General features: G+C 64.8%; 19 protein-coding genes. 15 read left to right on the plus strand and 4 right to left on the minus strand.

The annotated features are described in order from the left end of the window. Nucleotides 1-108: 108 nt before the first annotated feature. From Q4G14_RS02755 to Q4G14_RS02765, 3 genes are all read left to right on the plus strand, one after another. Nucleotides 109-1,494 carry an oligosaccharide flippase family protein gene (locus Q4G14_RS02755; protein WP_303360192.1) on the plus strand — a complete coding sequence of 462 codons (1,386 nt, stop codon included), beginning with the start codon at nucleotides 109-111 and terminating at the stop codon, nucleotides 1,492-1,494. Between the two features lie 72 nt (nucleotides 1,495-1,566). After that, entirely contained in the window at nucleotides 1,567-3,360 is a 1,794-nt protein-coding gene (locus Q4G14_RS02760; protein ID WP_303360193.1) for a monovalent cation:proton antiporter-2 (CPA2) family protein, read from the plus strand. Continuing rightward, nucleotides 3,357-3,896 (plus strand): NADPH-dependent FMN reductase, encoded by a 540-nt coding sequence (locus Q4G14_RS02765; RefSeq protein ID WP_303360194.1) that lies wholly within the window; start codon nucleotides 3,357-3,359, stop codon nucleotides 3,894-3,896. The genes Q4G14_RS02760 and Q4G14_RS02765 overlap by 4 nt, the downstream gene beginning before the upstream one ends. Nucleotides 3,897-3,906: 10 nt before the next feature. Here the strand turns inward: Q4G14_RS02765 and Q4G14_RS02770 are convergent, their stop codons facing one another. Beyond that, a complete protein-coding gene (locus Q4G14_RS02770) occupies nucleotides 3,907-4,845 on the minus strand; it encodes a nucleoside hydrolase (RefSeq protein WP_303360291.1) in 939 nt (312 codons plus the stop codon). A gap of 102 nt (nucleotides 4,846-4,947) precedes the next feature. Continuing rightward, entirely contained in the window at nucleotides 4,948-5,946 is a 999-nt protein-coding gene (locus tag Q4G14_RS02775; protein ID WP_303360195.1) for a Fe(3+) ABC transporter substrate-binding protein, read from the minus strand. A gap of 136 nt (nucleotides 5,947-6,082) precedes the next feature. Here Q4G14_RS02775 and Q4G14_RS02780 point away from each other — a divergent pair, with 136 nt between their 5' ends. From Q4G14_RS02780 to Q4G14_RS02805, 6 genes are all read left to right on the plus strand, one after another. Beyond that, on the plus strand, nucleotides 6,083-7,897 hold the full coding sequence (locus tag Q4G14_RS02780; protein ID WP_303360196.1) for an ABC-F family ATP-binding cassette domain-containing protein: 1,815 nt from the start codon (nucleotides 6,083-6,085) through the stop codon (nucleotides 7,895-7,897). Nucleotides 7,898-8,159: 262 nt separating this feature from the next. Further along, nucleotides 8,160-9,221, plus strand: coding sequence for a CaiB/BaiF CoA-transferase family protein (locus Q4G14_RS02785; RefSeq protein WP_303360197.1), 1,062 nt, complete (start codon nucleotides 8,160-8,162; stop codon nucleotides 9,219-9,221). Nucleotides 9,222-9,303: 82 nt separating this feature from the next. Then, complete coding sequence (locus Q4G14_RS02790) at nucleotides 9,304-10,188, plus strand: MBL fold metallo-hydrolase (protein WP_303360198.1); 885 nt, start codon at nucleotides 9,304-9,306, stop codon at nucleotides 10,186-10,188. A gap of 6 nt (nucleotides 10,189-10,194) precedes the next feature. After that, the gene (locus tag Q4G14_RS02795) at nucleotides 10,195-11,934 is read left to right on the plus strand and encodes a SulP family inorganic anion transporter (protein ID WP_303360199.1); all 1,740 of its coding nucleotides are present in this window, start codon (nucleotides 10,195-10,197) and stop codon (nucleotides 11,932-11,934) included. Between the two features lie 38 nt (nucleotides 11,935-11,972). Further along, nucleotides 11,973-12,578 (plus strand): nicotinate-nucleotide adenylyltransferase, encoded by a 606-nt coding sequence (locus Q4G14_RS02800; protein ID WP_303360200.1) that lies wholly within the window; start codon nucleotides 11,973-11,975, stop codon nucleotides 12,576-12,578. Then, on the plus strand, nucleotides 12,575-13,972 hold the full coding sequence (locus tag Q4G14_RS02805) for a D-alanyl-D-alanine carboxypeptidase (RefSeq protein ID WP_303360201.1): 1,398 nt from the start codon (nucleotides 12,575-12,577) through the stop codon (nucleotides 13,970-13,972). Before Q4G14_RS02800 ends, Q4G14_RS02805 begins: the two co-directional genes overlap by 4 nt. On the opposite strand, the gene Q4G14_RS02810 is transcribed toward Q4G14_RS02805, so the two are convergent. After that, the gene (locus Q4G14_RS02810) at nucleotides 13,967-14,389 is read right to left on the minus strand and encodes a tellurite resistance TerB family protein (protein ID WP_303360202.1); all 423 of its coding nucleotides are present in this window, start codon (nucleotides 14,387-14,389) and stop codon (nucleotides 13,967-13,969) included. The two genes, Q4G14_RS02805 and Q4G14_RS02810, sit on opposite strands and share 6 nt — an antisense overlap. Nucleotides 14,390-14,474: 85 nt before the next feature. Between Q4G14_RS02810 and Q4G14_RS02815 the strand changes: the two genes are divergently transcribed. Next, nucleotides 14,475-16,058, plus strand: a complete 1,584-nt coding sequence (locus Q4G14_RS02815) for a lysine--tRNA ligase (RefSeq protein WP_303360203.1) — start codon at nucleotides 14,475-14,477, stop codon at nucleotides 16,056-16,058. Between the two features lie 138 nt (nucleotides 16,059-16,196). Continuing rightward, nucleotides 16,197-18,491: a glycosyl hydrolase family 28-related protein gene (locus tag Q4G14_RS02820; RefSeq protein ID WP_303360204.1), complete on the plus strand. Its 2,295-nt coding sequence runs from the start codon at nucleotides 16,197-16,199 to the stop codon at nucleotides 18,489-18,491. Between the two features lie 36 nt (nucleotides 18,492-18,527). On the opposite strand, the gene Q4G14_RS02825 is transcribed toward Q4G14_RS02820, so the two are convergent. After that, the gene (locus Q4G14_RS02825) at nucleotides 18,528-19,010 is read right to left on the minus strand and encodes a HugZ family protein (protein WP_303360205.1); all 483 of its coding nucleotides are present in this window, start codon (nucleotides 19,008-19,010) and stop codon (nucleotides 18,528-18,530) included. An 86-nt stretch (nucleotides 19,011-19,096) separates the two neighbouring features. On the opposite strand from Q4G14_RS02825, the gene Q4G14_RS02830 reads away from it, so the two are divergent. The 4 genes from Q4G14_RS02830 (at nucleotide 19,097) to Q4G14_RS02845 (ending at nucleotide 24,998) form a co-directional block, all read left to right on the plus strand. After that, a complete protein-coding gene (locus tag Q4G14_RS02830) occupies nucleotides 19,097-20,650 on the plus strand; it encodes a SulP family inorganic anion transporter (RefSeq protein ID WP_303360206.1) in 1,554 nt (517 codons plus the stop codon). 209 nt (nucleotides 20,651-20,859) lie between these two features. Next, a complete protein-coding gene (gene acs / locus Q4G14_RS02835; protein WP_303360292.1) occupies nucleotides 20,860-22,785 on the plus strand; it encodes an acetate--CoA ligase in 1,926 nt (641 codons plus the stop codon). Between the two features lie 130 nt (nucleotides 22,786-22,915). Next, nucleotides 22,916-23,173 (plus strand): DUF4212 domain-containing protein, encoded by a 258-nt coding sequence (locus Q4G14_RS02840; protein ID WP_303360207.1) that lies wholly within the window; start codon nucleotides 22,916-22,918, stop codon nucleotides 23,171-23,173. Between the two features lie 10 nt (nucleotides 23,174-23,183). Beyond that, a complete protein-coding gene (locus Q4G14_RS02845) occupies nucleotides 23,184-24,998 on the plus strand; it encodes a sodium:solute symporter family protein (RefSeq protein WP_303360208.1) in 1,815 nt (604 codons plus the stop codon). The last annotated feature ends 35 nt before the right edge of the window (nucleotides 24,999-25,033 follow it).

Here is a 25,033-nt window from a genome sequence, read left to right on the forward strand (position 1 = left end):
TCGCCCATCGTTCATACAGCTGTGCGATGGGCTATCGACTTTGTTCGGCAAAGGCGGCACAAGCTGCGCCGGAAAGCTGTTTTCCTATAGTTTGTGCGTTATCGTTTCATGCAGAATCCATCGTTCTTGCGCCGTCTGACCGGCGATTCCGGGTCTTTACGCGCGCGCAGCATCCGTGCTTCGGCCATTACGGCCGGCGGCATTTTCGCACAGCGCGGCCTGAGTCTGGTCAGCAACCTCATCATGACCCGCCTGCTGGTGCCCGAGGCGTTCGGCCTGATGGCGATGGTGGTTGTGGTGCATATTCTGGTCACGATGCTGTCCGACATCGGCATCCACCAAAGCATCATCCGGTCCGAACGCGGCGATCAACTGCATTTCCTGCGCGCGGCATGGTCGGTGCAGATCGTCCGAAGCACGCTGATTACGGCGGCGGTGGTGACGGCGGGCCTGGGTGTCGGGGTGCTGGGGCCGCGTCTGGCCGCGCCCGACAGCGTTTATGCCGATCCGCAACTGCCCTGGCTGATCGTGGTGTCGGCACTGGCGATGCTGTTCAAGGGCTTTGAATCGACCGGGATCGCGCTGGCCAAACGACGGCTGATGCTGGGCAAGATCACCCAGATCGAGATCGGCAATCAGATCATCGTCATCATCCTGATGGTGCTGCTGGCGCAATGGCAGGCCACGGTCTGGGTGCTGCTGCTGGGGATGATGCTGGGCGCGCTTCAGCGGATGATCTGGACCCATATCGCCTTTCGTGACACGCCGATGGGCTGGGTCTGGGATCGCGAGATCGCGGCGGATCTGTGGCAATTCGGGCGCTGGCTGATCGTGTCGTCTTTGTCAACCTTTGTCGTCAATCAGGGCGACCGGCTGATTTTGGGCGCTTTCTTGGATAAGACCACCTTCGGTATCTACGTCATCGCGGCGCTGTGGATCGACGCGGGCGCGAACCTGATTTCCATGGTCGGATCGCAGATCGCGCTGGCAGGGTTCGCCGAAAAGCTGCGCACCGCCCGCGATCAGTTCGCTCTGGTGTTCCGCAAGGTCATGCGCGTCTTTGCCGTGCTGGTCGTTGCCACATTTCTGGGCGGGTTCTTTATCGGCCCGCTGCTGATAAAGGTGCTGTATACCCCCGAATACCACGCGGCGGGCTGGATGGTTGCGCTGCTGTCGTTCCGCTTTCTGTGCGCGCGCACCACGCCCTATGCCATGTTCCTGCTGGCCGAAGGGCAAAGCCGCACCGTGGCCTTTGTCTCGATCGTCTCGGCGGCGATCATGATGCTGGGGCTGCCGCTGGTTCTGACACAGTTCGGGGTGACTGCGGCGATCACCATGATTGCGCTGGCACCGATCTGGGCCACGCCGCTGCTGGTCATGCAGGCGCGGCGGCGGATGCCCGACCTGCCGCCCTTTGGTTTGGAGCTGGCGCTGATCGCCGCCACGGTTGCTGTGGCGATTCTGGTAGCAGTGACGGGGCTTTATGGTGGCTAGGGGGCGCCGGATGCCCCCTTGCGGCCAGCCCGGAATTGGCGTCTGATAACGCAAACAACCGTGGGGACACAGATGGCAGAGGCAGCGGGGCTGGCCCATACAATCGGACCTTTCGTCGTTCTGATGGGCGCGGCGGTCACGGCCGTGCCGCTGTTCCGGCGGCTGGGGCTTGGGTCGGTGCTGGGGTATTTCGCGGCAGGTGCGCTGGTCGGGCCATCGGTCTTCGGGGTGTTTTCCGACCCCGCCTCGATCCTGCATTTCGCCGAACTGGGCGTGGTGATGTTCCTGTTCATCATCGGGCTTGAGCTGCGGCCGCAGACCTTATGGCGGATGCGTGGGCAGATTTTCGGCCTTGGGCTGGCGCAGGTCGTCACCTGCATCACGCTGCTGACTCTGGGCGGAATGCTGATCTTTGGCATGACGCCTGCCGTGGCCTTTGTCGGCGCATCGGGCTTTGTGCTGTCTTCGACGGCCGTCATCATGTCGATTTTGCAGGAACGCGGCGAAATCGCCAGTGTCGAGGGGCAGCGCGCCGTCTCGATCCTGCTGTTCGAGGATCTGATGATCGTGCCGCTGCTGGCCTTTGTCGCCATGCTGTCGCCCGTGACCAGCGGCGAAAGCGGGGCCGGCGGCATCCTGATCGCGCTCGGCGCCCTGGCGGCGCTGATTGCGGCGGGGCGATGGCTGCTGGACCCGTTCTTTGCGCTGCTGGCCCGCGTCCGCACGCGCGAGGTGCTGACGGCGGGCGCGCTGCTGGTCGTGCTGGGCGCGGCGCTGCTGATGGAGTGGGCGGGGCTGTCGATGGCCATGGGCGCGTTTATTGCAGGCGTCATGCTGTCGGGGTCGAGCTATCGCCACCAGATCGAAACCGATATCGAGCCGTTCCGCGGCCTGCTGATGGGCCTGTTCTTCATGGCCGTGGGCATGTCGCTGGATCTGCGCGTGGTTGCGCAAGACTGGCCGCTGCTGCTGGCGATGCTGCTTGCCGCCGTGATCGTCAAGGCCGCCGGGATCTATGGCGTGGCGCGGCTGTTCGGCTCGACCAACCGGGCGGCGCTGCACCGGACCTCGATGTTTGCGCAGGGCGGCGAGTTTGCCTTTGTGCTGTTTCTGGGCGCGGTGTCGGGGCAGGTCATCACCGAACACCAGAACGCGCTGTTTTCCAGCGTGGTGATCCTGTCGATGGCGCTGACGCCGCTGGTCCTGATCGCCGCCGACCGCCTGTTGAAGGCCGAGGCCCCCTTGATGGACGGCATCGACGCGCCGCGCGATCTGCACGGGCAGGTGCTGATGATCGGCTTTGGCCGCTTTGGGCAGATCGTGTCGCAGATGCTGCTGCGGCAGAACGTGGATGTGTCGGTGATCGAAACCGACCCCGATCTGATCCGCATCGCCAACGAAGCGTTCGGCTTCAAGATCTTCTACGGCGACGGCGCGCGGCTGGACATCCTGCACCATTCGGGCGCCAGCGATGCCGAGGTCATCATCGTCAGCATTGATGACAGCGCCACTGCCAGCCGCATCGCCGAACTGGTGCGGCACGAATTTCCCATGGCGCGGCTGCTGGTGCGATCCTATGACCGCCGCCACGCGGTTGAACTGATCCGTGCGGGCGTCGATTTCCAGATCCGCGAAACGCTGGAATCGGCGCTGGTCATGGGCGCGCAGGGCCTGCGCGAACTGGGCCTGTCCGAGGCCGAGATCACCCTGACCACCGAAGACATCCGCCGCCGCGACGCCGAACGCCTGACCATGCAGATACAGGGCGAGATGCGCGATGGCCTCGACCGTCTGGTCCGGCCCACGCCAGAACCGTTGACTGCCCCCCGCCCTCGTTCCACCCCCACGCAGGAGAACCCCGCATGACCACCATCCTCGGCCTGTCCGGCAGCCTGCGCCGCGCCTCGCTCAACACGGGCTTGCTGCGCGCGGCGGCTGAAACCGCGCCCGATCACGTCACCGTCGAAATCGGCTCGATCCGCGAGGTGCCGTTGTATGACGGCGATCTGGAATCCGCCCATGGCCTGCCCGCAGCGGTGCAGCAGTTGCAGAAACAACTGGGCGCGGCGGACGGGCTGTTGCTGGTGACGCCCGAATATAACAACGGCATTCCCGGCGTGTTCAAGAATGCGCTGGACTGGATGTCGCGCGGTCCGGGGCTGGATCTGTTCGCCGGAATGCCGGTGGCGGTGATCGGTGCCTCGCCCGGCGGGTTCGGCACGATCATGGCGCAGGATCACTGGCTGCCGGTGCTGCGCACATTGCGCACCCGCCCGTGGTTCGAAGGCCGGATGATGGTGTCGCGCGCAGGCAACCTGTTCGACGATGACGGCAACCTGACCGACGACAAAACGCGCGAGACCCTGGCCGGGTTCATCGCCGGTTTCGCCGCCAGCCTCTAGGTTGCGCGGCTCAGGGCAGGCGGGCGATCCGCTCGGTCAGCAGATCAAAGAAGCCCGCCGCATCCACATCGCGCATGAACAGCGCATTGGGCGCACGCTCGCTGACCCGCCACCAGTCGGCCACGGTCATGCCAAGGGTGAATTCGCCTCTGGTCTCGATCTCGACGTTGATCTCGCGCCCGGAAAACAGCTCGGGCCGTAACAGCCAGGCGATGGTGCAGGGGTCATGCAGGGGCGCGCCCTCGCTGCCATATTTCTCGCGGTCATAGCGTTCAAAGAAATCGGTCCAGCTTGCCACGGCAGGCCCGCAACGGTTGGACAGGGCGCGCATCCCCTCGACCCACGCCCGGTTGGTCAGCGCGGCATGGGTCACATCCAGCGGCATCACGACCAGCGGAACGCCCGCACCAAACACGATCGCGGCGGCCTCGGGATCGACATAGATGTTGAACTCGGCCGCAGGGGTGATGTTGCCCACCTCGAAATAGGCCCCGCCCATCAGCACGATCCGCTGAACCCGCGCCACAATATCCGGCGCACGCTGAAAGGCAGTGGCGATATTGGTCAGCGGCCCGATGGGCACCAGCGTAACCGTGCCCGCCGGCTCGCGCCGCAGCGTGTCGATGATAAAATCAACCGCATGCTGATCCTGCAAAGGCAAAGATGGCTCGGGCAGTTCGATCCCATCCAGCCCGGTCTTGCCGTGAACATGCTCTGCCGTGACCAGCCGCCGCTGCATCGGCGCATCGCATCCGGCAAAGACCGGCACATCCGCGCGCCCCGACAGCTCGACCACCTTGCGCGCATTCAGCGCCGTCAGCGGCAAAGGCACATTGCCCGCCACCGCCGTCACCCCCAGAACCTGCAACTCAGGCGAGGCCAACGCCAGCAGAATGGCCACCGCGTCATCCTGCCCCGGATCGGTGTCGATGATGATCTTTTGTGCCATGTCGTCCCTCATGAAAAAGGGCGCAGCCAGACCCGCGCCCATCTTTGGTCTTTAAATATCCTGGGGTCCGGGGCAAGGCCCCGGTCCGGCCGTGCCGCCGGATTAACCGTCGAAATTGACTTCCTCGATCAGCCGCAGCGCCTGCGGACGCAGGTTCGACACCTCGGGCAGGGCCAGAGCGTCGGGGGCGAAATCGCCCCAGCTTGCCACCAGATCCGAACGCGGCACGCCGTCGATCACCGGGAATTCATTGTTCGATTCGGCATAGATCCGCTGCGCCTCGGGGCTGACAAGGAACTGCATGAACTTCAGCGCCGCATCGCGGTTGGGGGCGGCCCTGGTCATGGCGACGCCGGAAACGTTCACATGCGTGCCGCCATCCTCAAAGGCCGGGAACACGATCCGCACCGATTCCGCCCACTCTTTCTGTTCGGGATCGTTCAGCATCACACCCATGTAATAGGTGTTGCCGATGCTGATGTCGCATTCGCCCGCCCAGATGGACTTGACCTGAGCGCGGTCGTTCCCCTCGGGCTTTTTCGCAAGGTTTCCGCGCAGGGCGGTCAGCCATTCGCGGGTCGCTTCTTCGCCGTGATGGGCCATATAGGCGGCGGTCAGGGCGATGTTGTAATCATTGCCGAAGGTGCGCGAACAGATGCGGCCCTGCCATTTCGGATCGGCCAGATCCTCATAGGTGGTGACGTCGCCATCGGCCACGCGATCCTTGCTGGCATAGACGATACGGGCGCGGGTGGTGACGCCGAACCATTCGTTATCGGCATCGCGCAGCCCCGCCGGGATCGCCTCCAGCGCCGGGTCTTGGACCGGCTGCAACAGCCCGGCATCCTTGATCTGCCCCAGCCGGGCAATATCGACGGTCAGAACGATGTCGGCGGGGGAACGGTCGCCTTCGGCCTGCAACCGCTCGACCATGCCCTGATTGATATAGGACGAATTAACCTTGATTCCGGTTTCGGCGGTGAACGCCTCGATCACCGGGTCGATCAGCATCGGCTGACGATGGGAATAGATGTTCAGCTCTTCAGCCAGCGCGGGCAGGGCGGTGCCGGCGATCAGGGCAGCAAGGACGACAGAACGCATGATTGACTCCTCCAGTCGGACACGGGCCGAATCTTGGCACCACGGGTCTTGGGCGTCAATGCCGACAAAAAAACTTTGGAATTATTCCGCACCGACCCGCATTGACCCCGCCGCGCCGCCGCGCTAACGCCCGGCCATGGCGCGCGCTCCCTTGTTACAACTGACCGGCATTTCGCTGACCTTCGGCGGCAATCCGGTTTTCGATGACCTGTCCTTGACCGTTCAGCAGGGCGACCGGGTGGCTTTGGTCGGGCGCAACGGCTCGGGCAAATCGACGCTGATGAAGGTGATGGCCGGGCTGGTCGAACCCGACAGCGGCGCGGTGGTGACGCCTGCGGGCACCAGCGTCGGCTATATGGAACAGGAACCCGACCTGTCGGGCTTTGCCACGCTGGGCGATTTCGCCCGTGCCGCTTTGCCCGAGGGTGAAGGCTATCGCGTTGAAATGGCGGCGGAAGGGCTGGGGTTCGACCCGTCTGCTCCGGTTGCCACGGCATCGGGCGGCGAACGGCGCCGCGCCGCACTGGCGCGGCTGCTGGCCGAGGCGCCCGACCTGATGCTGCTGGACGAACCGACCAACCATCTGGACATTCAGGCCATCGGCTGGCTGGAATCGCATCTGGCCGAAACCCGCGCCGCCTTTGTGCTTATCAGCCACGACCGTGCCTTTCTGCGGGCGCTGACCCGCGCGACGCTGTGGATCGACCGCGGCGAGGTGCGGCGTCAGGACAAGGGGTTCGACGGGTTCGAGGACTGGCGCGAAGAAACATGGGCCGCCGAGGACGAGGCCCGGCACAAGCTGGACCGCAAGATCAAGGCCGAGGCCCGCTGGGCGGTCGAGGGCATCAGCGCCCGGCGCAAGCGCAATCAGGGCCGCGTCCGCGCTCTGGCGGCGTTGCGGGCCGAACGCGCCAGCCAGATCCGGCGGCAGGGCGCTGCGGCGATGGCGCTGGACGCCGGGCCGCAATCGGGCAAGCGCGTGATCGAGGCCAAGGGTATCAGCAAGGCATTCGGCGACCGGGTGATCCTGCGCCCCTTTGACCTGCGCGTGCTGCGCGGCGACCGGGTGGCCTTCGTCGGCCCGAACGGGGCAGGAAAGACCACGCTTATCAAGATGTTGACGGGCGAAGTTGCGCCCGATACCGGCTCGGTCGTGCATGGCACAAACCTTGAAATCGCGGTCTTCGATCAGGCCCGCGCGGCGATTGATCCCTCGGTCAGCCTGTGGGATGCGCTGACCGGCGATCCCTCGATGCGGGTGTCGGGGCGGGCGGATCAGGTGATGGTGCGCGGCAATCCCCGCCATGTCGTTGGTTATCTGAAAGATTTTCTGTTCGACGAGGCGCAGGCCCGCGCGCCTGTCGGCAGCCTGTCGGGCGGCGAAAAGGCGCGGCTGCTGCTGGCGCGGATCATGGCGCGCCCCTCGAACCTGCTGGTGCTGGACGAACCGACCAACGATCTGGACGTGGAAACCCTTGATCTGCTGCAAGATATTCTGGGCGAATACCAAGGCACCGTGCTGCTGGTCAGCCACGACCGCGACTTTATCGACCGGGTGGCCGATACCACCGTCGCGATGGAAGGCGATGGCCGCGCCGTCATCTATCCCGGCGGGTGGAGCGATTACCGCGCCCAACGCCCTGCCGATGCGGCCACGCCCGTTGCCGCACCCGCCCCGGCAGGCGCGACCCCGACCGCCCCCCCCGCGCGCCCCAAACCCGCGCGCGAGGGGTTGAGCTTTACCGAAAAGCACCGGCTCGACGCGCTGCCGGCGATCATGGAACGGCTTGAGGCAGAAATCGCAAAATTGTCGGAATTTTTGTCCGACCCCGAGTTGTTCACCTCGGCCCCGGCGAAATTCGCCAAAGCATCCGAGGCTTTGGCCGAACGGCAGGCCGCGCTGGCCGCTGCCGAAGAAGAATGGCTGGAACTGGCTGAACGGGCAGATTGACCTCTGTTAAATCTATCGTAACATTTTCATGTCAGGCTAACCCAAACGGAGGGCTGATATGCTGATGATTTCTGTTCTTGCCACCGCTGGCCTGTTGCTGGTGCCTGTCATTTTGCCGCGCGTGCGCCCGCGCAGGCGTGCGCTGGTGCCGGGGCTGCGCCGCTGGCTGCACTGACCGGGGCCTTGCGCCCGGCCTGCCTCTGCCCCCAAACTGGCAGCGGCGCTGCGGAGCACGGCGAACCGCCGCCGGTAAGGGGGGCAGATGACGGTTCTGGATGGTTTGCGCGTGGTGGAAATCGCGGGCCTTGGCCCGACGCCATTCGCGGCGATGTGGCTGGCTGATCACGGGGCCGATGTGATCCGCATCACCCGCCCCGGCGCCCGGCATGTTCTGGGGCTGGACCGGGATGTGCTGGACCGGGGCCGCGACTGGCTGGAGCTGGACCTCAAATCCCCGGCAGGCTTGTCCACCGCCCGCGACCTGATCGCCCGCGCCGATGCCGTGATCGAGGGGATGCGCCCCGGCGTGATGGAACGGCTGGGCCTTGGGCCGGGGGATTTTCCCGACAATCCCCGGCTGGTTTACGGGCGGATGACCGGCTGGGGGCAGCACGGGCCTTTGGCGCATTCCGCCGGGCATGACCTGACCTATATCGCCATCACTGGTGCGCTGCACGCTATCGGCCCGGCGGATCATCCGGTGCCGCCGCTGAACCTGCTGGGCGATTTCGCGGGCGGCTCGATGTATCTGGTCGCGGGGATGCTGGCGGCGATCTGGCGCGCGCAGCGGACCGGGCAGGGGCAGGTGGTGGATGCGGCGATCAGCGATGGCGTGGCGCATCTGATGGCGATGATTTCCGGTATGAGGGCGGCGGGTGCGTGGCACGACCGGCGCGGCGCGAACCTGCTGGACGGGGCCGCGCCCTATTATACCGTCTATGAATGCGCCGACGGGCGGCATCTGGCCATCGGCGCGATCGAGCCGCAGTTCTGGGCCGAGTTGCTGCGCTATCTGGAAATCGACCCCGCCAGCCTGCCGGACCGCGCCGACGCGGGCAACTGGCCCGCGATCCGTGCGCGTCTGGCCGGGGTCATCGCCACCCGCCCGCGCGACGACTGGGCCGCGCTGTTCGAGGGCACCGATGCCTGCGCCGCCCCGGTTCTGTCGATGGACGAGGCGCCGCATCACCCGCATATGGCCGCGCGCGGCAGCTTTGCCGGGGCCGAACCCGCGCCCGCGCCACGCCTGTCGGCCAGCCCGGCGGTGCTGCGGCAGGGGCAGGCGATTGACGCCGCGCGGGCCTTGGCCCGCTGGCAGGGTTGACATATTGAATTTTGAATATGGTATAGAAAAGCCGAGGATAAATATTCCGAAAAACCGGGGCATTCAGGAACAAGAGGTCAGGATGAGCCGCTATCCCGTGAACATGAATCTTCACCCCGAGGTCAGCGGCTTTTTCGATCAGGCGACCAATACCATCAGCTATATCGTCAAAGACCCCGGCTCGGACGCTTGTGCGATTGTCGATTCGGTCATGGACATCGACTATGCCGCCGGGCGGATCACCCATGACCATGCCGACCAGTTGATCGCGGAGATTCAGGAACGCGGCCTGCGGGTCGAGTGGATCATCGAGACCCATGTCCACGCCGACCACCTGTCCGCCGCGCCCTATCTTCAGGATCGGCTGGGCGGCCGGATCGGTATTGGCGAGAACATCCTGATCGTGCAGGAAACTTTTGGCAAAATCTTTAACGAAGGGACCGGGTTTCAGCGCGACGGCAGCCAGTTCGACCGGCTGTTCGCCGATGGAGACAGCTATCAGATCGGCGGGATGAGCTGTTTCGTTATTCACACGCCCGGCCATACGCCGGCCTGTATGACTCATGTCATGGGGGACGCGGCCTTTGTGGGCGATACGCTGTTCATGCCCGATGGCGGCAGCGCGCGGGCCGATTTTCCGGGCGGCGATGCCGGGGTGCTGTATGACAGCATTCAAAAGGTGCTGGCGCTGCCCGACGACATGCGGCTGTTCATGTGCCACGATTATGGCCCCGAGGGGCGCGATTTCGCATGGGAAACCACCGTTGCTGCGCAAAAGGCCCATAACATCCATGTCGGCGGTGGCCGCGCCCGCGCGGATTTCGTGCAATTGCGTCAGTCGCGGGATGCCACGCTGGACATGCCGCGGCTGATCCTGCCCTCGTTGCAGGTGAACATGCGCGCGGGTGAGGTGCCGACGGATGCGGACGGGCGGCCCATGCTCAAGGTGCCGGTGAACGGGCTGTAGGCGGTAATGCGGGGGCTGTCGCGCTATCTGCCGGTGCTGGAATGGGGGCGGCGCTATGACCGGCGCAAGCTGGCGGGCGATCTGCTGGCGGCGCTGATCGTGACGATCATGCTGATCCCGCAGTCGCTGGCCTATGCGATGCTGGCGGGGCTGCCGCCGCAGGCGGGGATCTATGCCTCGATCCTGCCGATCATGCTGTATGCGCTGTTTGGCACCAGCCGGGCGCTGGCCGTGGGGCCGGTGGCGGTGGTGTCGCTGATGACGGCGGCGGCGGTGGGGCAGGTGGCGCAGGCCGGGACCATGGGCTATGCCGCCGCCGCACTGACGCTGGCGCTGTTGTCGGGGCTGATGCTGCTGGCTATGGGTCTGTTCCGGCTGGGTTTTCTGGCAAGCTTTCTGTCGCATCCGGTGATTGCGGGGTTCATCACGGCTTCGGGCATTCTGATCGCGGTGGGGCAGGTGCGGCATCTGCTGGGGATCGCGGGCGGAGGCCAGACCCTGCCCGAGATGCTGCCGCCGCTGTGGGCCAATCTGGGGCAGGCGAACCCGTGGACGGCGGCCATCGGCCTGCTGGCGCTGCTGTTTCTGGGCTGGGCGCGCAAGGGGGCGCGCCCCGCGCTGCGCCGCATCGGTCTGCCCGAGGTTCCGGCGCGTGTGCTGGCCCGCGCTGTGCCGGTTGTGGCGGTGGCGCTTGGCACGCTGGCGGTGGTGCTGTTCGATCTGGGTGCGCGCGGGGTTGCGGTGGTTGGCGCGGTGCCGCAGGGCCTGCCGCCGCTGACCCTGCCGGATCTGTCGCCCGCCCTGCTGGGGTCGCTGCTGCTGCCTGCGGCGCTGATTTCGGTGGTGGGCTTTGTCGAGTCGATCTCGGTTGCGCAGACGCTGGCGGCGCGGCGGCGCGAGAGGATCGACCCGGATCAGGAGCTGATCGGCCTTGGCATGGCCAATATCGGCGCGGGATTCACCGGCGGCTATCCGGTGACGGGGGGCTTTGCGCGCTCGGTGGTGAATGATGATGCGGGGGCGGAAACGCCGGCGGCGGGGGGCTTTGCTGCTGTGGGGCTGGCGATTGCGGCGCTGCTGCTGACGCCGCTGATCGCCGATCTGCCGGTGGCGGTTCTGGCGGCGACGATCATTGTTGCGGTGCTGGCGCTGGTGGATTTCGGCATTCTGCGCCGGGCGTGGCATTACAGCCGCGCCGATTTTGCCGCCGTTGCCGGAACGATTGTGGTGACGCTGATGCTGGGCGTGGAAACCGGGGTGATGGCCGGTGTGGGGCTGTCGATGGCGCTGCATCTGTTCAAGACCTCGCGCCCGCATATCGCCGAGGTGGGGCTGGTTCCCGGCACCCAGCATTTCCGCAATACGCTGCGCCACGAGGTGCTGACCAGCGCGCATCTGCTGACCATTCGCATCGACGAAAGCCTGTATTTCGCCAATGCCCGTTTTCTTGAGGATTACCTGCTGGATCGAGTGACCGCCGATTGCGGCATCCGGCATGTGGTGTTGATGTGTTCGGCGGTGAACGCCATCGACCTGTCGGCGCTGGAAAGCCTTGAGGCGCTGAATGCGCGGCTGGTTGAAATGGGCGTGACGCTGCATTTGTCCGAGGTGAAAGGCCCGGTCATGGACAAGCTGCGCCGCTCGCAATTTCTGGGGGAACTGTCGGGCCGTGTGTTCCTGTGTCAGTTCGATGCGATGCGGGCTTTGGTGCCCGAAGGTGCGTATTTGGGCAAACAGGAAGCCTGAGCTTTCCTTGGCGCTGCGGCTGTTTTAGACCCGGCGGCATGGACAGGGATTTTCCTTTTGCGCTGCGCGGGCAGCGGATCGGTTTGCTGGGCGGGTCGTTCGATCCCGCGCATGACGGGCATGTGCGGATCACCGAAGAAGCCCTGCGCCGTTTTGGGCTGGATCGGGTCTGGTGGCTGGTCAGCCCCGGCAATCCGCTAAAGCAGCGCGGGCCGGCGCCCTTGCCGCAGCGGGTGGCGGCGGCGCGGGCGATCATGCGCAATCCGCGGGTGACGGTGACGGGGATCGAGGCTGCTTTGGGCACGCAGATGACGGCGGATACCATTGCCGCCTTGCAGGCGCGTTATCCGGGGGTGCGTTTCGTGTGGCTGATGGGGGCTGACAATCTGGTGCAGTTCAGCCGCTGGGATCGCTGGCGCGAGATTGCGGCGCGGGTGCCGATTGGGGTGATTGCGCGCCCCGGATCGCGTTTGCGGGCGCGTCTGTCGCCTGCGGCGCAGATCATGGCGCGCTGGCGGCTGCCCGAATCGCAGGCGCGGCGGCTGGGGTCGGCCAAGGCGCCGGCCTGGGTGTTGGTGAATGTGCCGATGTCGAATCTGTCCTCGACCGCCATTCGGGCGCAGCGGCGCGGGGTCGTGACATGAGGCTGGGGCGGCGGGGTTTCCTGCTGGGGGCGGCTCTGCTGCCTTTGGCCGCGCGGGCCGAGGGGTTGGCGATGCGTCCCTTGCCGCGTCCGCTGCCGGGCAGCGCGGCGATCATCGGGCGCGCGGGGCTGGCCGGTGTGGTGGAATATGCCGTGCTGGATGCCATCAGCGGCGAGCTTCTGGACAGCAGCGGTCAGCAGGGCGCTGTGCCGCCGGCCAGCACGCTGAAATCGTTGACGGCGATGTATGCGCTGGATCGGCTGGGGGCGCAGCATCGGTTCCGCACGCGGGTCATTCGTGCGGGGGATATGCTGGTGCTGGCGGGCGGCGGTGATCCGCATCTGGATACGGACGGGCTGGATGCGCTGGCCGCCGATCTGGTGGCGGCGGGTGTGGACAGCCCGGCGCGCTTTGCTGTCTGGGGCGGGGGATTGCCGCGGCTGGCGCAGATCGCGCCGGGGCAGGCGCCGCATCTGCCCTATAACCCGGCGCTGTCGGGGGTGATGCTGAACTTTAACCGCGTGCATCTGGGATGGCGGCGCAGCGGGGCCGGGTATGACATGCAGGTGCAGGCCCGCGCCGCGCGGCATTCGCCCCGCGCCTATACCATCCGGGCCGAGGTGGCGGAGCAGCAGTCGGTGTTCCGCTATCTTGGTGAAGGCCCGCCCGAGCGGTGGCAGGTGTCGCGCGCCGCCCTTGGGCAGCAGGGCAGCCGCTGGTTGCCGGTGCGCTTGCCGGAACTGTATGCGGGCGACGTGTTTCAGACGCTGTGCCGGGCGCGCGGGCTGGTGCTGCCCGCGCCCGAGGTGATCGACGACCTGCCTGCCGGGGGGGCCGAGGTGGCGGGTCTCGACAGCGCGCCCCTGGTCGGGATCGTGCGGGATATGCTGCGCTTTTCCACCAATATCACTGCCGAGGCCATCGGGCTGGCGGCCAGCGGGGCGCAATCGCCCGAGGCCAGCGGGGCGGCGATGGCCGAATGGCTGCGCGGGCAGGGGGTTACGGGCGATCTGCGGTTTGCGGATCATTCCGGCCTGTCGGATGTCAGCCGCATCGCGCCGCTGACCATGGCGCGGGCCTTGGCCGGGCCGGGCCTGCGGTTGGGCTTGCCCGATCTGTTGCGCGACCGGCCGCTGGCCGACGATCTGGGGCGCGAGGCCGATCTGCCCGCCGCGCTGCGCGCCAAAACCGGGACGCTGAATTTCATCTCGAATCTGGCGGGTTATGCCGATGTGTCGCAGCGGGGCCGGGTGGTGTTCGCCATTGCCTGCGCCGATCCGGCGCGGCGTGCCAGTGCCGCCGGGCGTGAACAGGTGCCGGGCGTGGCGGCGTGGACCCGTTCCGCGAAACGGCTGCAACGCGACCTGATCGCGGGCTGGATGGCGCGGCTATAGCACGCGGTGACGGACCTGCGCCGACAGCTCGATCGCGGCGGCGTGGAGGCGCGGGATGTCCAGCTCGTGCCGGATTTCCAGCAGCATTTCGGCCTCGGTCTCGCCCAAAAGACCATCGGCGGCGGCAACGTCGCAGGCCAGCGCATAGGCGGTTTCATACAGCCGTTGCGGCAGGGCATCGCGGATCAGGCCGAACAGGGCGTCAAGGCCGTCTTCCTCTTCGAACAGGGTCAGAACGGTCTGGCTGACGGCGCGGATGCGGTCGGTATCATAGCTGGCAAAGACCGGCGCATGATCGACCATGCGCTGAATCGCCACCATTTCGGATGTGCGCATCGTCTCATCCGAAAAGGAAACGGCGACCATGACGGCCACCAGCGCGTCGCATTCGGAAAAACCGGGGTGTTCGAGGGTCATCAATCGCTCCTGCGTTTGGTGTGAAATTATTGACCATTGCGCGCCGTTTCAATAAGCCGCGCCGCAACACCCAAGGAGAAACGTGATGACCACCCTGCGCGATGCTGCGATGAAGTCGAAGGCCTGGCCGTTCGAGGAGGCGCGCCGGGTGCTGAAACGCTATGAAAAGAAAGACCCGGACAAGGGTTATGTGCTGTTCGAAACCGGCTATGGTCCGTCGGGGTTGCCGCATATCGGCACCTTTGGCGAGGTGGCGCGCACCACCATGATCCGCCGCGCCTTCCAGATCATCAGCGACATTCCGACCCGGCTGTTCTGTTTTTCCGACGATCTGGACGGGATGCGCAAGGTGCCCGACAATGTCCCGCAGCAGGACATGTTGCGCCAGCATTTGCAGGAACCGCTGACCTCGGTGCCCGATCCCTTTGGCGAATACCCCAGCTTTGGCGATCACAACAACGCCATGCTGCGGCGGTTTCTGGATACGTTCGGGTTCGAATATGAATTCTTCAGCGCGACCGAATTTTACCGTTCCGGCCAGTTCGATGAAACGCTGCTGAAGGCGGCGGAAAAATATGACGAGATCATGGCGGTGATGCTGGCCTCGCTGCGCGAGGAACGGCAGCAGACCTATTCCTGTTTCCTGCCGATTCACCCGGAAACCGGGCGGGTGCTGTATGTGCCGATCAAGCATGTGAACGCCAAAACCGGCGAGATCACCTTTGACGACGAAACCGGGCGCGAATGGGTGCTGCCGGTCACGGGTGGCAACGTCAAGCTGCAATGGAAGCCGGATTTCGGCGCGCGTTGGGCCGCGCTGGACGTCGATTTCGAGATGTATGGCAAGGATCACAGCACCAACACGCCGATCTATGACGGCATCTGCCGCATCCTGGGCGGGCGGGCGCCGGAACATTTCACCTATGAGCTGTTCCTTGACCAGCACGGGCAAAAGATCAGCAAATCCAAGGGCAACGGGCTGAGCATCGACGAATGGCTGACCTATGCGGCCACCGAAAGCCTGTCCTATTTCATGTATCAAAAGCCGAAAACGGCCAAGCGGATGTATTTCGATGTCATCCCCAAGGCGGTGGATGAATACCATCAGCAACTGCGCGCCTACCCGGATCAGACGCCAGAACAGCAACTGGCGAACCCGGTCTGGCATATTCACGGCGGCAATGTGCCGGCCAGCAATCTGGTGGTGCCGTTCCAGATGCTGCTGAATCTGGCCTCGGTCGCGGGGGCCAAGGACAAGGACGGGCTGTGGGGCTTTATCCGCCGCTATGCGCCCGAGGCCAGCCCGGAAACGCATCCCGATCTGGATCAGGCGGCGGGCTTTGCGCTGCGCTATTTCAACGATTTCGTCGCGCCGACGCGGCAGTTCCGTCTGCCGGACGATCAGGAACGCGCGGCCATTCAGGATCTGGCGGCGCGGCTGGCGGTCTGGGATGGCCCGGCCGACCCCGAGGCATTGCAGTCGATGGTCTTTGCCGTCGGCAAGGACCACGGGTTCGAGCCGCTGCGCGACTGGTTCGGGGCGCTGTATCAGGTGCTGCTGGGGGCGGATCAGGGGCCGCGCTTTGGCGGCTTCATCGCGCTGTATGGCGTGGATGAAACGCAGGCGTTGATTGCCAAGGCTTTGGCGGGTGATCTGGTAAAGGGCTGATCTGACAGGCGAAAACTGGCTGTTGCGCCGCCTTGTGTTGCAGGGCGCGCGCTGCATTCAGCGGTTGTTAACCTTTTGGCAACTATTTCTTCACGCATTGCGGGGGCCGCGGTCCCTTTGCTGCGTGGAGAGAGACGGATGAACATTGCCATCACCAACGGCCTGACCCTGATGCCACCGGATTTCAGCGCGGGGCTGAATGTCTGGTCGCGCACGACCGGCCGCCCCGGAACGCCGCTGTGGTCGGCGGCGACGAATGCGGCCATCGTGCCAGCCGATCAGGATTTCGGCACCTGCATGGAAATCATCAAGACGGAATCGGTGACGCGGCTGCGCTTTGTCGGGGAAACCCCCATGATTCCGGGGGTTTATCTGCGCATTTCCGCGCGGGTCAAGGCGGTGGCCGGGCCGCTGCCCAGTGTGCGCATCGGCGCATGGGCGGGGAACGGGTCGCGCGCGAATATCAGCAGCGTCACGCAGGTCGGCCCGGCGCGCGCGCTGACCGGCTATGGCCGCGTGGTCGAGGTCAGCGCGATTGTCGGCGTGGGCACCCGCCCCGGCGTTGACATGAGCTGGGGCACCAACGCCGTCTTTGGCCATTTCGGCATCGACCTGACCGGCGCGAACGGCGGCGCGGTGCGCATCGAATCGATCCGGGTCGAGGATGTGACGGCGGCCTTTGTGCCCAGCATGATCGACTGGGTGGACGTGCGCGACTATGGCGCGCGCGGCGACGGGGTGACGAACGACCGCGCGGCCTTTGTGGCGGCGGACCGGGCGACGCAGGGCGGCTCGATTCTGGTGCCCGAGGGGACGTATCTGATTAACAGTGACCTGTCGATCGGCTCGCCCATCCGGTTCAAGGGGCGGCTGAAGGCGCCGGTGCGGGCGCGCATCGTGTTCATGCAGAACTTTGATTTCCCGACCTATGCCGATGCCTTTGGCAGCGAAACGCTGGGGTTCAAAAAGGCGTTGCAGGCGCTGTTCGGCTATACCGACCATGTGTCGCTGGACCTGTGCGGCCGCCGCGTGGACCTGACCGAACCGATGCTGATGCACGAAATCATGCCGGGCCTGACCGCGTGGTCGAACCGCCGGGTGATCTGCAACGGTCAGATCATGGCCGCCGAAGGGGGCAAGTGGACGACCGGCGTGGCCACCAGTCAGGCGACCTATAACGTCAACGCGCCCTATCGGCTGAGCAACGTGGCGAATGTCGCCGCCATCGAGGTGGGCAGCCGTGTGAGCGGCAACGGCGTGGGCCGCGAGGTCTATGTTCAGGCCAAGGACGTCGCGCGCCGCACGCTGACGCTGTCGCAGCCGCTGTATGGCGGGGCGGGCACGCGCAGCTATCGCTTTGAACGCTATCGCTATCTGCTGGATTTTTCGGGGATGCAGGGCTTTGACCGGGTGAATTTCACCGACATCGAATTCCAGTGCAACGGTCTGTCCAGCGGCATCATGCTGGCCCCTACCGGGTCGATGTTCGCCATCCGCGACTGCTATATGACCCGCCCGCGCGACCGGGGCATCACCTCGATCGGGCGCGGTTGTCAGGATCTGCTGGTGGACCGCTGCCAGTTCCTGTCGAACGAGATGGACAAGCTGGCGCAGAACCGCAGCTCGGTTGCGATCAACGTCAACGCCAATGACGTCAAGATCCGCGACAACCGCTTTGTGCGCTTTGGGCATTTCATGGTGGCGAATGGCGGCGGCCATATCATCACCGGCAACCACTGGTTTCAGGGCGACGGCGCGGCGAACGGGCTGCGCTATGCCGGGCTGGTGCTGACGCTGGAAAACGTGCAGACGACGATCACCGGGAATTATGTCGATAACTCGTCCATCGAGTGGACGAACGAACATTCGGCCACGCCCGATTTCACCGGCAACCAGTTCAGCTTTGGCGGGCTGACCATTACCGGCAACACATTCTTGTGCAGCAACACCGCGTCGTGGTTCACCTGGCTGACGATCAAGCCCTATGGCAAGAACCACTTTATCCACGGGCTGACGGTTTCCAGCAACGTGTTCAAGGCGCTGGACGGCAATGTGGAACGGGTGGACCGGGTGGACACCACCTTTGCCGATCTGGATCACAATCAGGCGCGCAACGTGCATTTCACCGGCAACATGTTCAACGGCATCAACACCTATGTCGCCAACCCGCTGCTGATCCGGTATACCCAAAGCACCGCATCGGCGACATGGACCTTGCCCGCCGCGACCGGCCTGCCGTTCCAGGGCTGGACCAAGACGGTCGAGTCGGTGACGGCGGAAACCGCGATCACCAATGCCAGCAATGTGCAGGTGGCGGAAATGCCATGGGTGCGCAGCCGCGCGGGTAACAACAACCGCCGTATTCAGCTGAACTGGCGTTCGGCGGTCAAGGGGCGGGTTGCGGTTCTGGCGCGGATGGATTCGCCGCACTGATCTGTTCTTATTGCCAAAACAAGCGCCGCCGCAGGGTTATCCTTGCGGCGGTGTTGCCATATCGGCGGGTGTCAGCCGGAACGCCGCGCCAAAGCCCGCGTTCAGCAGCGCCGATTGCGGCGTCAGGTGCCAAAAGCGAAAGTCGGGCAGGTCGATGAACACCGCCGCGCGCGGATGCGCCGCCAGCCAGCGGGCGCGCATCTCGGGCGCGGCATCGTCAAGGCGGCGGGCGATCACCTGAACCGACAGGCGCGGATGGGTTAACGGATCGCCCTTGCCCGGCGGTGCCTCGACCAGCAGGGCGGCGCGGGGATCGGTGCCTAGCGCGCGGCTATGCACGGCAAGGCCGGACAACAGCGCCAGCGGCGCGCCATCCGGCCCGATCTGGCAGGCGATGCGCGACAGATGCGGATGGCCGCTGTCCGGGTCCAGCACGGCCAGAGTTGCGTGGCGCATATCGGCCAGCAGGTTGCGGGCAAGGTCGCGGGCGCTGTCGTCGGTCTGGCGGATCGGGTTCATGGCGCGATCCTGCGCGCAAGTCGGGGCGTTGACAAGACGGGGCGCGCGCGAAACTGTGGCGGCATTCCAAGCCCTGTGACAGCCCGATGTTCTATCGCCCCGCCATTCTGGACCTCCGCTTTCGCCGGGCCGACCTGTCGGCGGGCCTGACCGTTGCCATCGTCGCGCTGCCTTTGTCGATGGCGATTGCCATTGCCAGCGGCGTCGGGCCGGATCGCGGACTGGTGACGGCCATCGTCGGCGGGTTTCTGGTCAGCGCCATGGGCGGCACGCGGCATCAGATCGGCGGGCCGGCGGGGGCGTTCATCGTGCTGGTGTCGGCCTGCGTGGCGGCCATCGGCGTGCAGGGGCTGATTCTGGCCACGATGATGTCGGGGGTGATGCTGGCGCTGCTGGGGCTGTTCCGCATGGGCGGGACGATCCGCTATGTGCCCTATCCGGTCATCCTTGGCTTTACCGCCGCCATCGGCGTCATCATCCTGACCAGCCAGATGAAAGACCTGTTCGGCCTGCAATTGCCGGGCGCCGAGCCGGGGCCTCTGATCGAGAAAATCCCGGCGCTGCTGGCGGTGCGGGATACGGCCAGTTGGGCCAGCCTTGCCATTGCGCTGCTGACCATCGCGACGATCCTTGGCTGTCAAAGATGGGCGCCGCGCCTGCCGTCGCTGCTGATCGCGGTGGCCGTGGCGACGCTGGCCGGGCTGGCGTTGCCGGTGGAAACCGTGGCCGACAGGTTCGGCGCGCTGCCTGCCGGGCTGCCGATGCCCGAACTGCCCATGCTGTCGCCTGAAACGATGCGGGCGGCGCTGCCCTTTGCGATCAGCTTTACCCTGCTGGGCGCGATCGAATCGCTGCTGTCGGGGATCGTTGCGGATCAGATGGCCGGCACGCGGATGCGCGCGGATGATGAACTGATCGGGCAGGGGATCGCCAATATCGGCGTGGGGCTGTTCGGCGGGTTCTGCACCACCGGCACCATCGCCCGCACCGCGACGAATGTGCGCGCGGGATCGGCGGGGCCGGGGTCGGGGATGATCCACGCCGCTATCTTGCTGATAACGCTGATGATTGCTGCGCCTTTGGCCGGGGCGATTCCGCTGGCGGGCTTGGCGGGGCTGCTGACCGTCGTGGCGTGGAACATGGTCGAGATCCACGCCATCACCGCCCTTGCCCGGATCAGCCGCGGCGATGCGATCACCATGGCGGTGACATTCCTCGTGACCATCTTCCGCGACGTGACCGAGGGCATCATCATCGGCATGGCCCTGGGGGGGGCCGTGTTCATCGCCCGCATGGCGCAACTGTCGCAGGCCGTGCCGGGCGAGGGGTTCAGCGCGCGCGATCCCGATATTGTCACCTGCCATCTGGGCGGGCCGGTGTTCTTTGGCTCGGTCGCGCGGATGGAATCCCTGCTGCACCGGATCGTGGCGCGGCCGCGTCTGGTGGTGCTGGATATGAGCGGCGTCACCTTTCTGGACACGACCGGCGCGCAGATGATCGCCGATTTCAGCCGCCGCCTGTCGCAGCGCAAAACCGCGCTGGTGGTAACGGGCGCATCGCCACGGGTGCGCGCCACGCTGAGCGGCGATCTGACCTTTGCCGCCACCCCCGACGAGGCGCGGGCGATGACGGGGTTGTGAATAATTTACAGGTCGTCGCTGGTTTTCGTCAATAAATTTACAAAATTTTCCTTTCAAAAAAAGTGTTTACGCGCGCCGCCCCGGTGTGATTAACATGGTGCGAGGGATGTTGTTTCCGATTGCGATCTGCGCCGGATCGGAAACAATGGAAGGAGTTTCAGACGAGAGGAGGGGGTCTCGTGACCGATCAAGCTACTGAAAAGCATCCGATTCCGCCGGGTTTTGAAAACGCGCATATCTCGCCCGAGAAATACCGCGCGATGTATGACGAATCGATTGAAGATCCCGAAGGGTTCTGGGGCCGCGAAGGCAGGCGGCTGGACTGGATCGAGCCTTATACCAAGGTCAAGGACACCGATTTCACCTTTGGCAAGGTCAAGATCAAGTGGTTCGAGGATGGCGTTCTGAACGCCTGCTATAACTGCGTGGACCGGCATCTGGCCGACCGCGCGCTGCAAACGGCGATCATTTTCGAACCCGATGATCCCGCGACCCCGGCGCAGCATATCACCTATAAGGAACTGTCCGAAAAGGTGAACCGGATGGCCAACGTGCTGCTGTCGCAGGGCGTGATGCGCGGCGACCGGGTGGTGATCTATCTGCCGATGATCCCCGAGGCGGCCTATGCCATGCTGGCCTGCGCGCGGATCGGGGCGATCCACTCGATCGTCTTTGCCGGGTTCTCGCCCGATGCGCTGGCGAACCGGATCAACGATTCCGGGGCCAAGCTGGTCATCACCGCCGACACCGCCCCGCGCGGGGGCCGCCGCACGCCGCTGAAATCCAACACCGACGCCGCCTTGCTGCATTGCAGCGACAAGGTGCGCTGTCTGGTGGTCAAACACACCGGCGATCAGACGACATGGGTGCAGGGCCGCGACGTGGACGTGCTGTCCCTGATGGAGCAGGTCAGCCCCGAATGCCCGCCGCGCCCGATGGGGGCCGAAGACCCGCTGTTCATCCTTTACACCAGCGGTTCCACCGGCAAGCCCAAGGGCGTGGTGCATACCACCGGCGGCTATCTGGTCTATGCCTCGATGACGCATCAGCATGTCTTTGATTACAAGGACGGCGATGTGTTCTGGTGCACGGCGGATGTGGGCTGGGTCACGGGGCACAGCTATATCGTCTATGGTCCGCTGGCCAATGGCGCAACCACGGTGATGTTCGAGGGCGTGCCGACCTTCCCCGATGCGGGCCGCTTTTGGGAGGTTTGCGAAAAGCACGGCGTCACCCAGTTCTATACCGCGCCGACCGCCATCCGCTCGCTTATGGGCAAGGGCGAGGAATGGCCCGCCAAATACGACCTGTCCAGGCTGCGCGTGCTGGGTTCGGTGGGCGAGCCGATCAACCCCGAGGCCTGGGTCTGGTATGACAAGCACATCGGCAAGGGCAAATGCCCTATCGTCGATACCTTCTGGCAGACCGAAACCGGCGGGCACATGATTACCGCGCTGCCCGGCGCGACCGAAGCCAAGCCGGGGTCCGCGACCAACCCCTATTTCGGGGTCAAGCCGGTGGTGCTGGATGCGCAGACGGGCCGCAAGTTGCAGGAAACCGAAGCCGAGGGCGTGCTGTGTTTCAGCGACAGCTGGCCTGGACAGATGCGCACACTGTGGGGCGATCACGACCGCTTTCAAGAGGCGTATTTCCAGCAATACAAGGGCTATTACTTCAGCGGCGACGGCTGTCGGCGCGACAGTGACGGCTATTACTGGATCACCGGGCGGGTGGATGACGTCATCAACGTCAGCGGCCACCGCATGGGCACGGCCGAGGTGGAATCGGCGCTGGTCGCCCATGCCAAGGTCGCCGAGGCGGCTGTGGTCGGCTATCCGCATCCGATGAAGGGGCAGGGCATCTATGCCTATGTCACGCTGATGAACGATGTGGAACCGTCCGAGGAACTGCGCGCCGAACTGGTGAAATGGGTGCGCACCGAAATCGGCCCCATCGCCAGCCCGGACCTGATCCAGTGGTCGCCGGGCCTGCCCAAGACCCGTTCCGGCAAGATCATGCGCCGCATCCTGCGCAAGATCGCCGAGAATGATTTCGGCAGCCTTGGCGATACCTCGACGCTGGCTGAACCCGGTGTCGTGGACGAGCTGATCGAAAACCGGATGAACCGGGGCTGAAGCAAGACGGGGCGCCATCGTGCGCCCCTTTTTGCCCCGGCAAACGCACCCGGCAAACCGCCGCGCACCGGGTGCGACTGACCAGCGCGGCAGGGTGGGACATGTCTAAAAGGGAGGGAACCATAAAGACATGAGCGACAAGCATTCATCAAATGCCTATTGGCAGGCAAACGTGCGGATCATCTGGGTCTGCCTTGCCATCTGGGCACTGGTTTCGTTCGGCTTCGGGATTCTCCTGCGGCCGGTGTTGTCAGGTATTCCTGTGGGAGGCAGTGATCTTGGCTTCTGGTTCGCGCAGCAAGGCTCGATCCTGGTCTTTATCATCCTGATCTTCTGGTATGCGTGGCGGATGAACCGTCTCGACCGTGAACACGGCGTGGACGAATAAGGGGCGGATCATGGACCAATTTACGCTTAACCTGATCGTCATCGGGATTACCTTTGCGATCTATATCGGCATCGCCCTGTGGGCGCGGGCCGGTTCTACCGCCGAATTCTATGCCGCAAACCAGGGCGTTCATCCGGTGATGAACGGCATGGCGACGGGCGCGGACTGGATGTCGGCGGCCTCGTTCATCTCGATGGCGGGTCTGATTGCCTTTGTGGGCTATGACAACTCGTCCTATCTGATGGGCTGGACCGGCGGCTATGTGCTGTTGGCGCTGCTGCTGGCGCCTTACCTGCGCAAGTTCGGCAAGTTCACCGTGCCGGAATTCATCGCGGATCGTTTCTATTCGCAGACCGCGCGTCTGGTCGGGGTGATCTGTCTGATTACCATTTCGACCACCTACGTCATCGGCCAGATGACCGGCGTGGGCGTGACCTTTTCGCGCTATCTTGAAGTGTCGAACGCCACGGGTCTGTGGATCGGTGCGGGGCTGGTGTTCGCCTATGCGGTGCTGGGCGGCATGAAAGGCATCACCTATACGCAGGTGGCGCAATATGTCGTGCTGATTATCGCCTACACCATCCCGGCGGCGTTCATCTCGCTGCAACTGACCGGCAATCTGCTGCCGCAGCTGGGCCTGATCGGCACGCATACCGGGTCGGACATGCTGTTCCTGCAAAAGCTGGATCAGGTGGTGACGGATCTGGGCTTCCGGTCCTATACCGGGCACCATCTGGGCACGCTGAACATGCTGCTGTTCACGCTGTCGCTGATGATCGGCACCGCGGGTCTGCCGCATGTCATCATCCGCTTTTTCACCGTGCCGAAAGTGTCTGACGCGCGTTCGTCGGCTGGTTGGGCGCTGGTGTTCATCGCGCTGCTGTATACGGTCGCCCCGGCGGTCGGTTCCATGGCGCGCCTGAACCTGTCCTCGACCATGTGGCCGGGCGCGGAAACGGGTCAGACCTTCAGCCAGCCCGCCGTGTCGCTGGCCGACATCGAAACCGCGCCGCATCTGCAATGGATGCGCACCTGGCAGACCACCGGCCTGCTGGCGTGGGAAGACAAGAACGGCGACGGCATGATCCAGTATTACAACGAGGCAGGCGTGGCCAATTCGCCCGAGTTGCAGCGTGTGATCGAGGAACAGGGTCTGGTCGGCAACGAACTGACCACCGTCAACAACGACATCATGGTTCTGGCCAACCCGGAAATCGCCAACCTGCCGGGCTGGGTCATCGCCATCGTGGCGGCCGGTGCGCTGGCGGCGGCGCTGTCCACGGCGGCGGGTCTGCTGCTGGCGATTTCGTCGGCGGTGTCGCATGACCTGATCAAAAAGACGCTGAATCCGAACATCTCGGAAAAGCAGGAACTGCTGTATGCGCGGATCTCGATGGCGGTGGCCATTCTGATCGCCACGCTGCTGGGTCTGAACCCGCCGGGCTTTGCGGCGCAGACCGTGGCGCTGGCCTTCGGGATCGCGGCGGCTACGATCTTCCCGGCGCTGATGATGGGTATCTTCAGCAAGACCATCACCGGCAAGGGTGCGGTCTGGGGCATGATCGTCGGTCTGGTTTCGACCTGCGTCTATATCTTCATCTACAAGGGCTGGTTCTTTATCCCCGGCACCAACCAGCTTGAGGATATTCCGGCCAACTGGATCATGGGCGTCGGTCCGCAGTCCTTTGGTGCCATCGGCGCGCTGCTGAACTTTGTGGTCGCTTATCTGATCTCGAAGTCTGACAAGCCGGTGCCGCAGGATGTGCAAGACCTGATCGACTCGGTCCGCGTGCCGCGCGGCGCGGGTGCGGCGCAGTCGCACTGATCTGACAACCGCCGCGCCCCGGTGCAGGGGCGCGG

This window comes from Paracoccus sp. (in: a-proteobacteria), assembly GCF_030538755.1.
Taxonomy (GTDB): Bacteria; Pseudomonadota; Alphaproteobacteria; order Rhodobacterales; family Rhodobacteraceae; genus Paracoccus.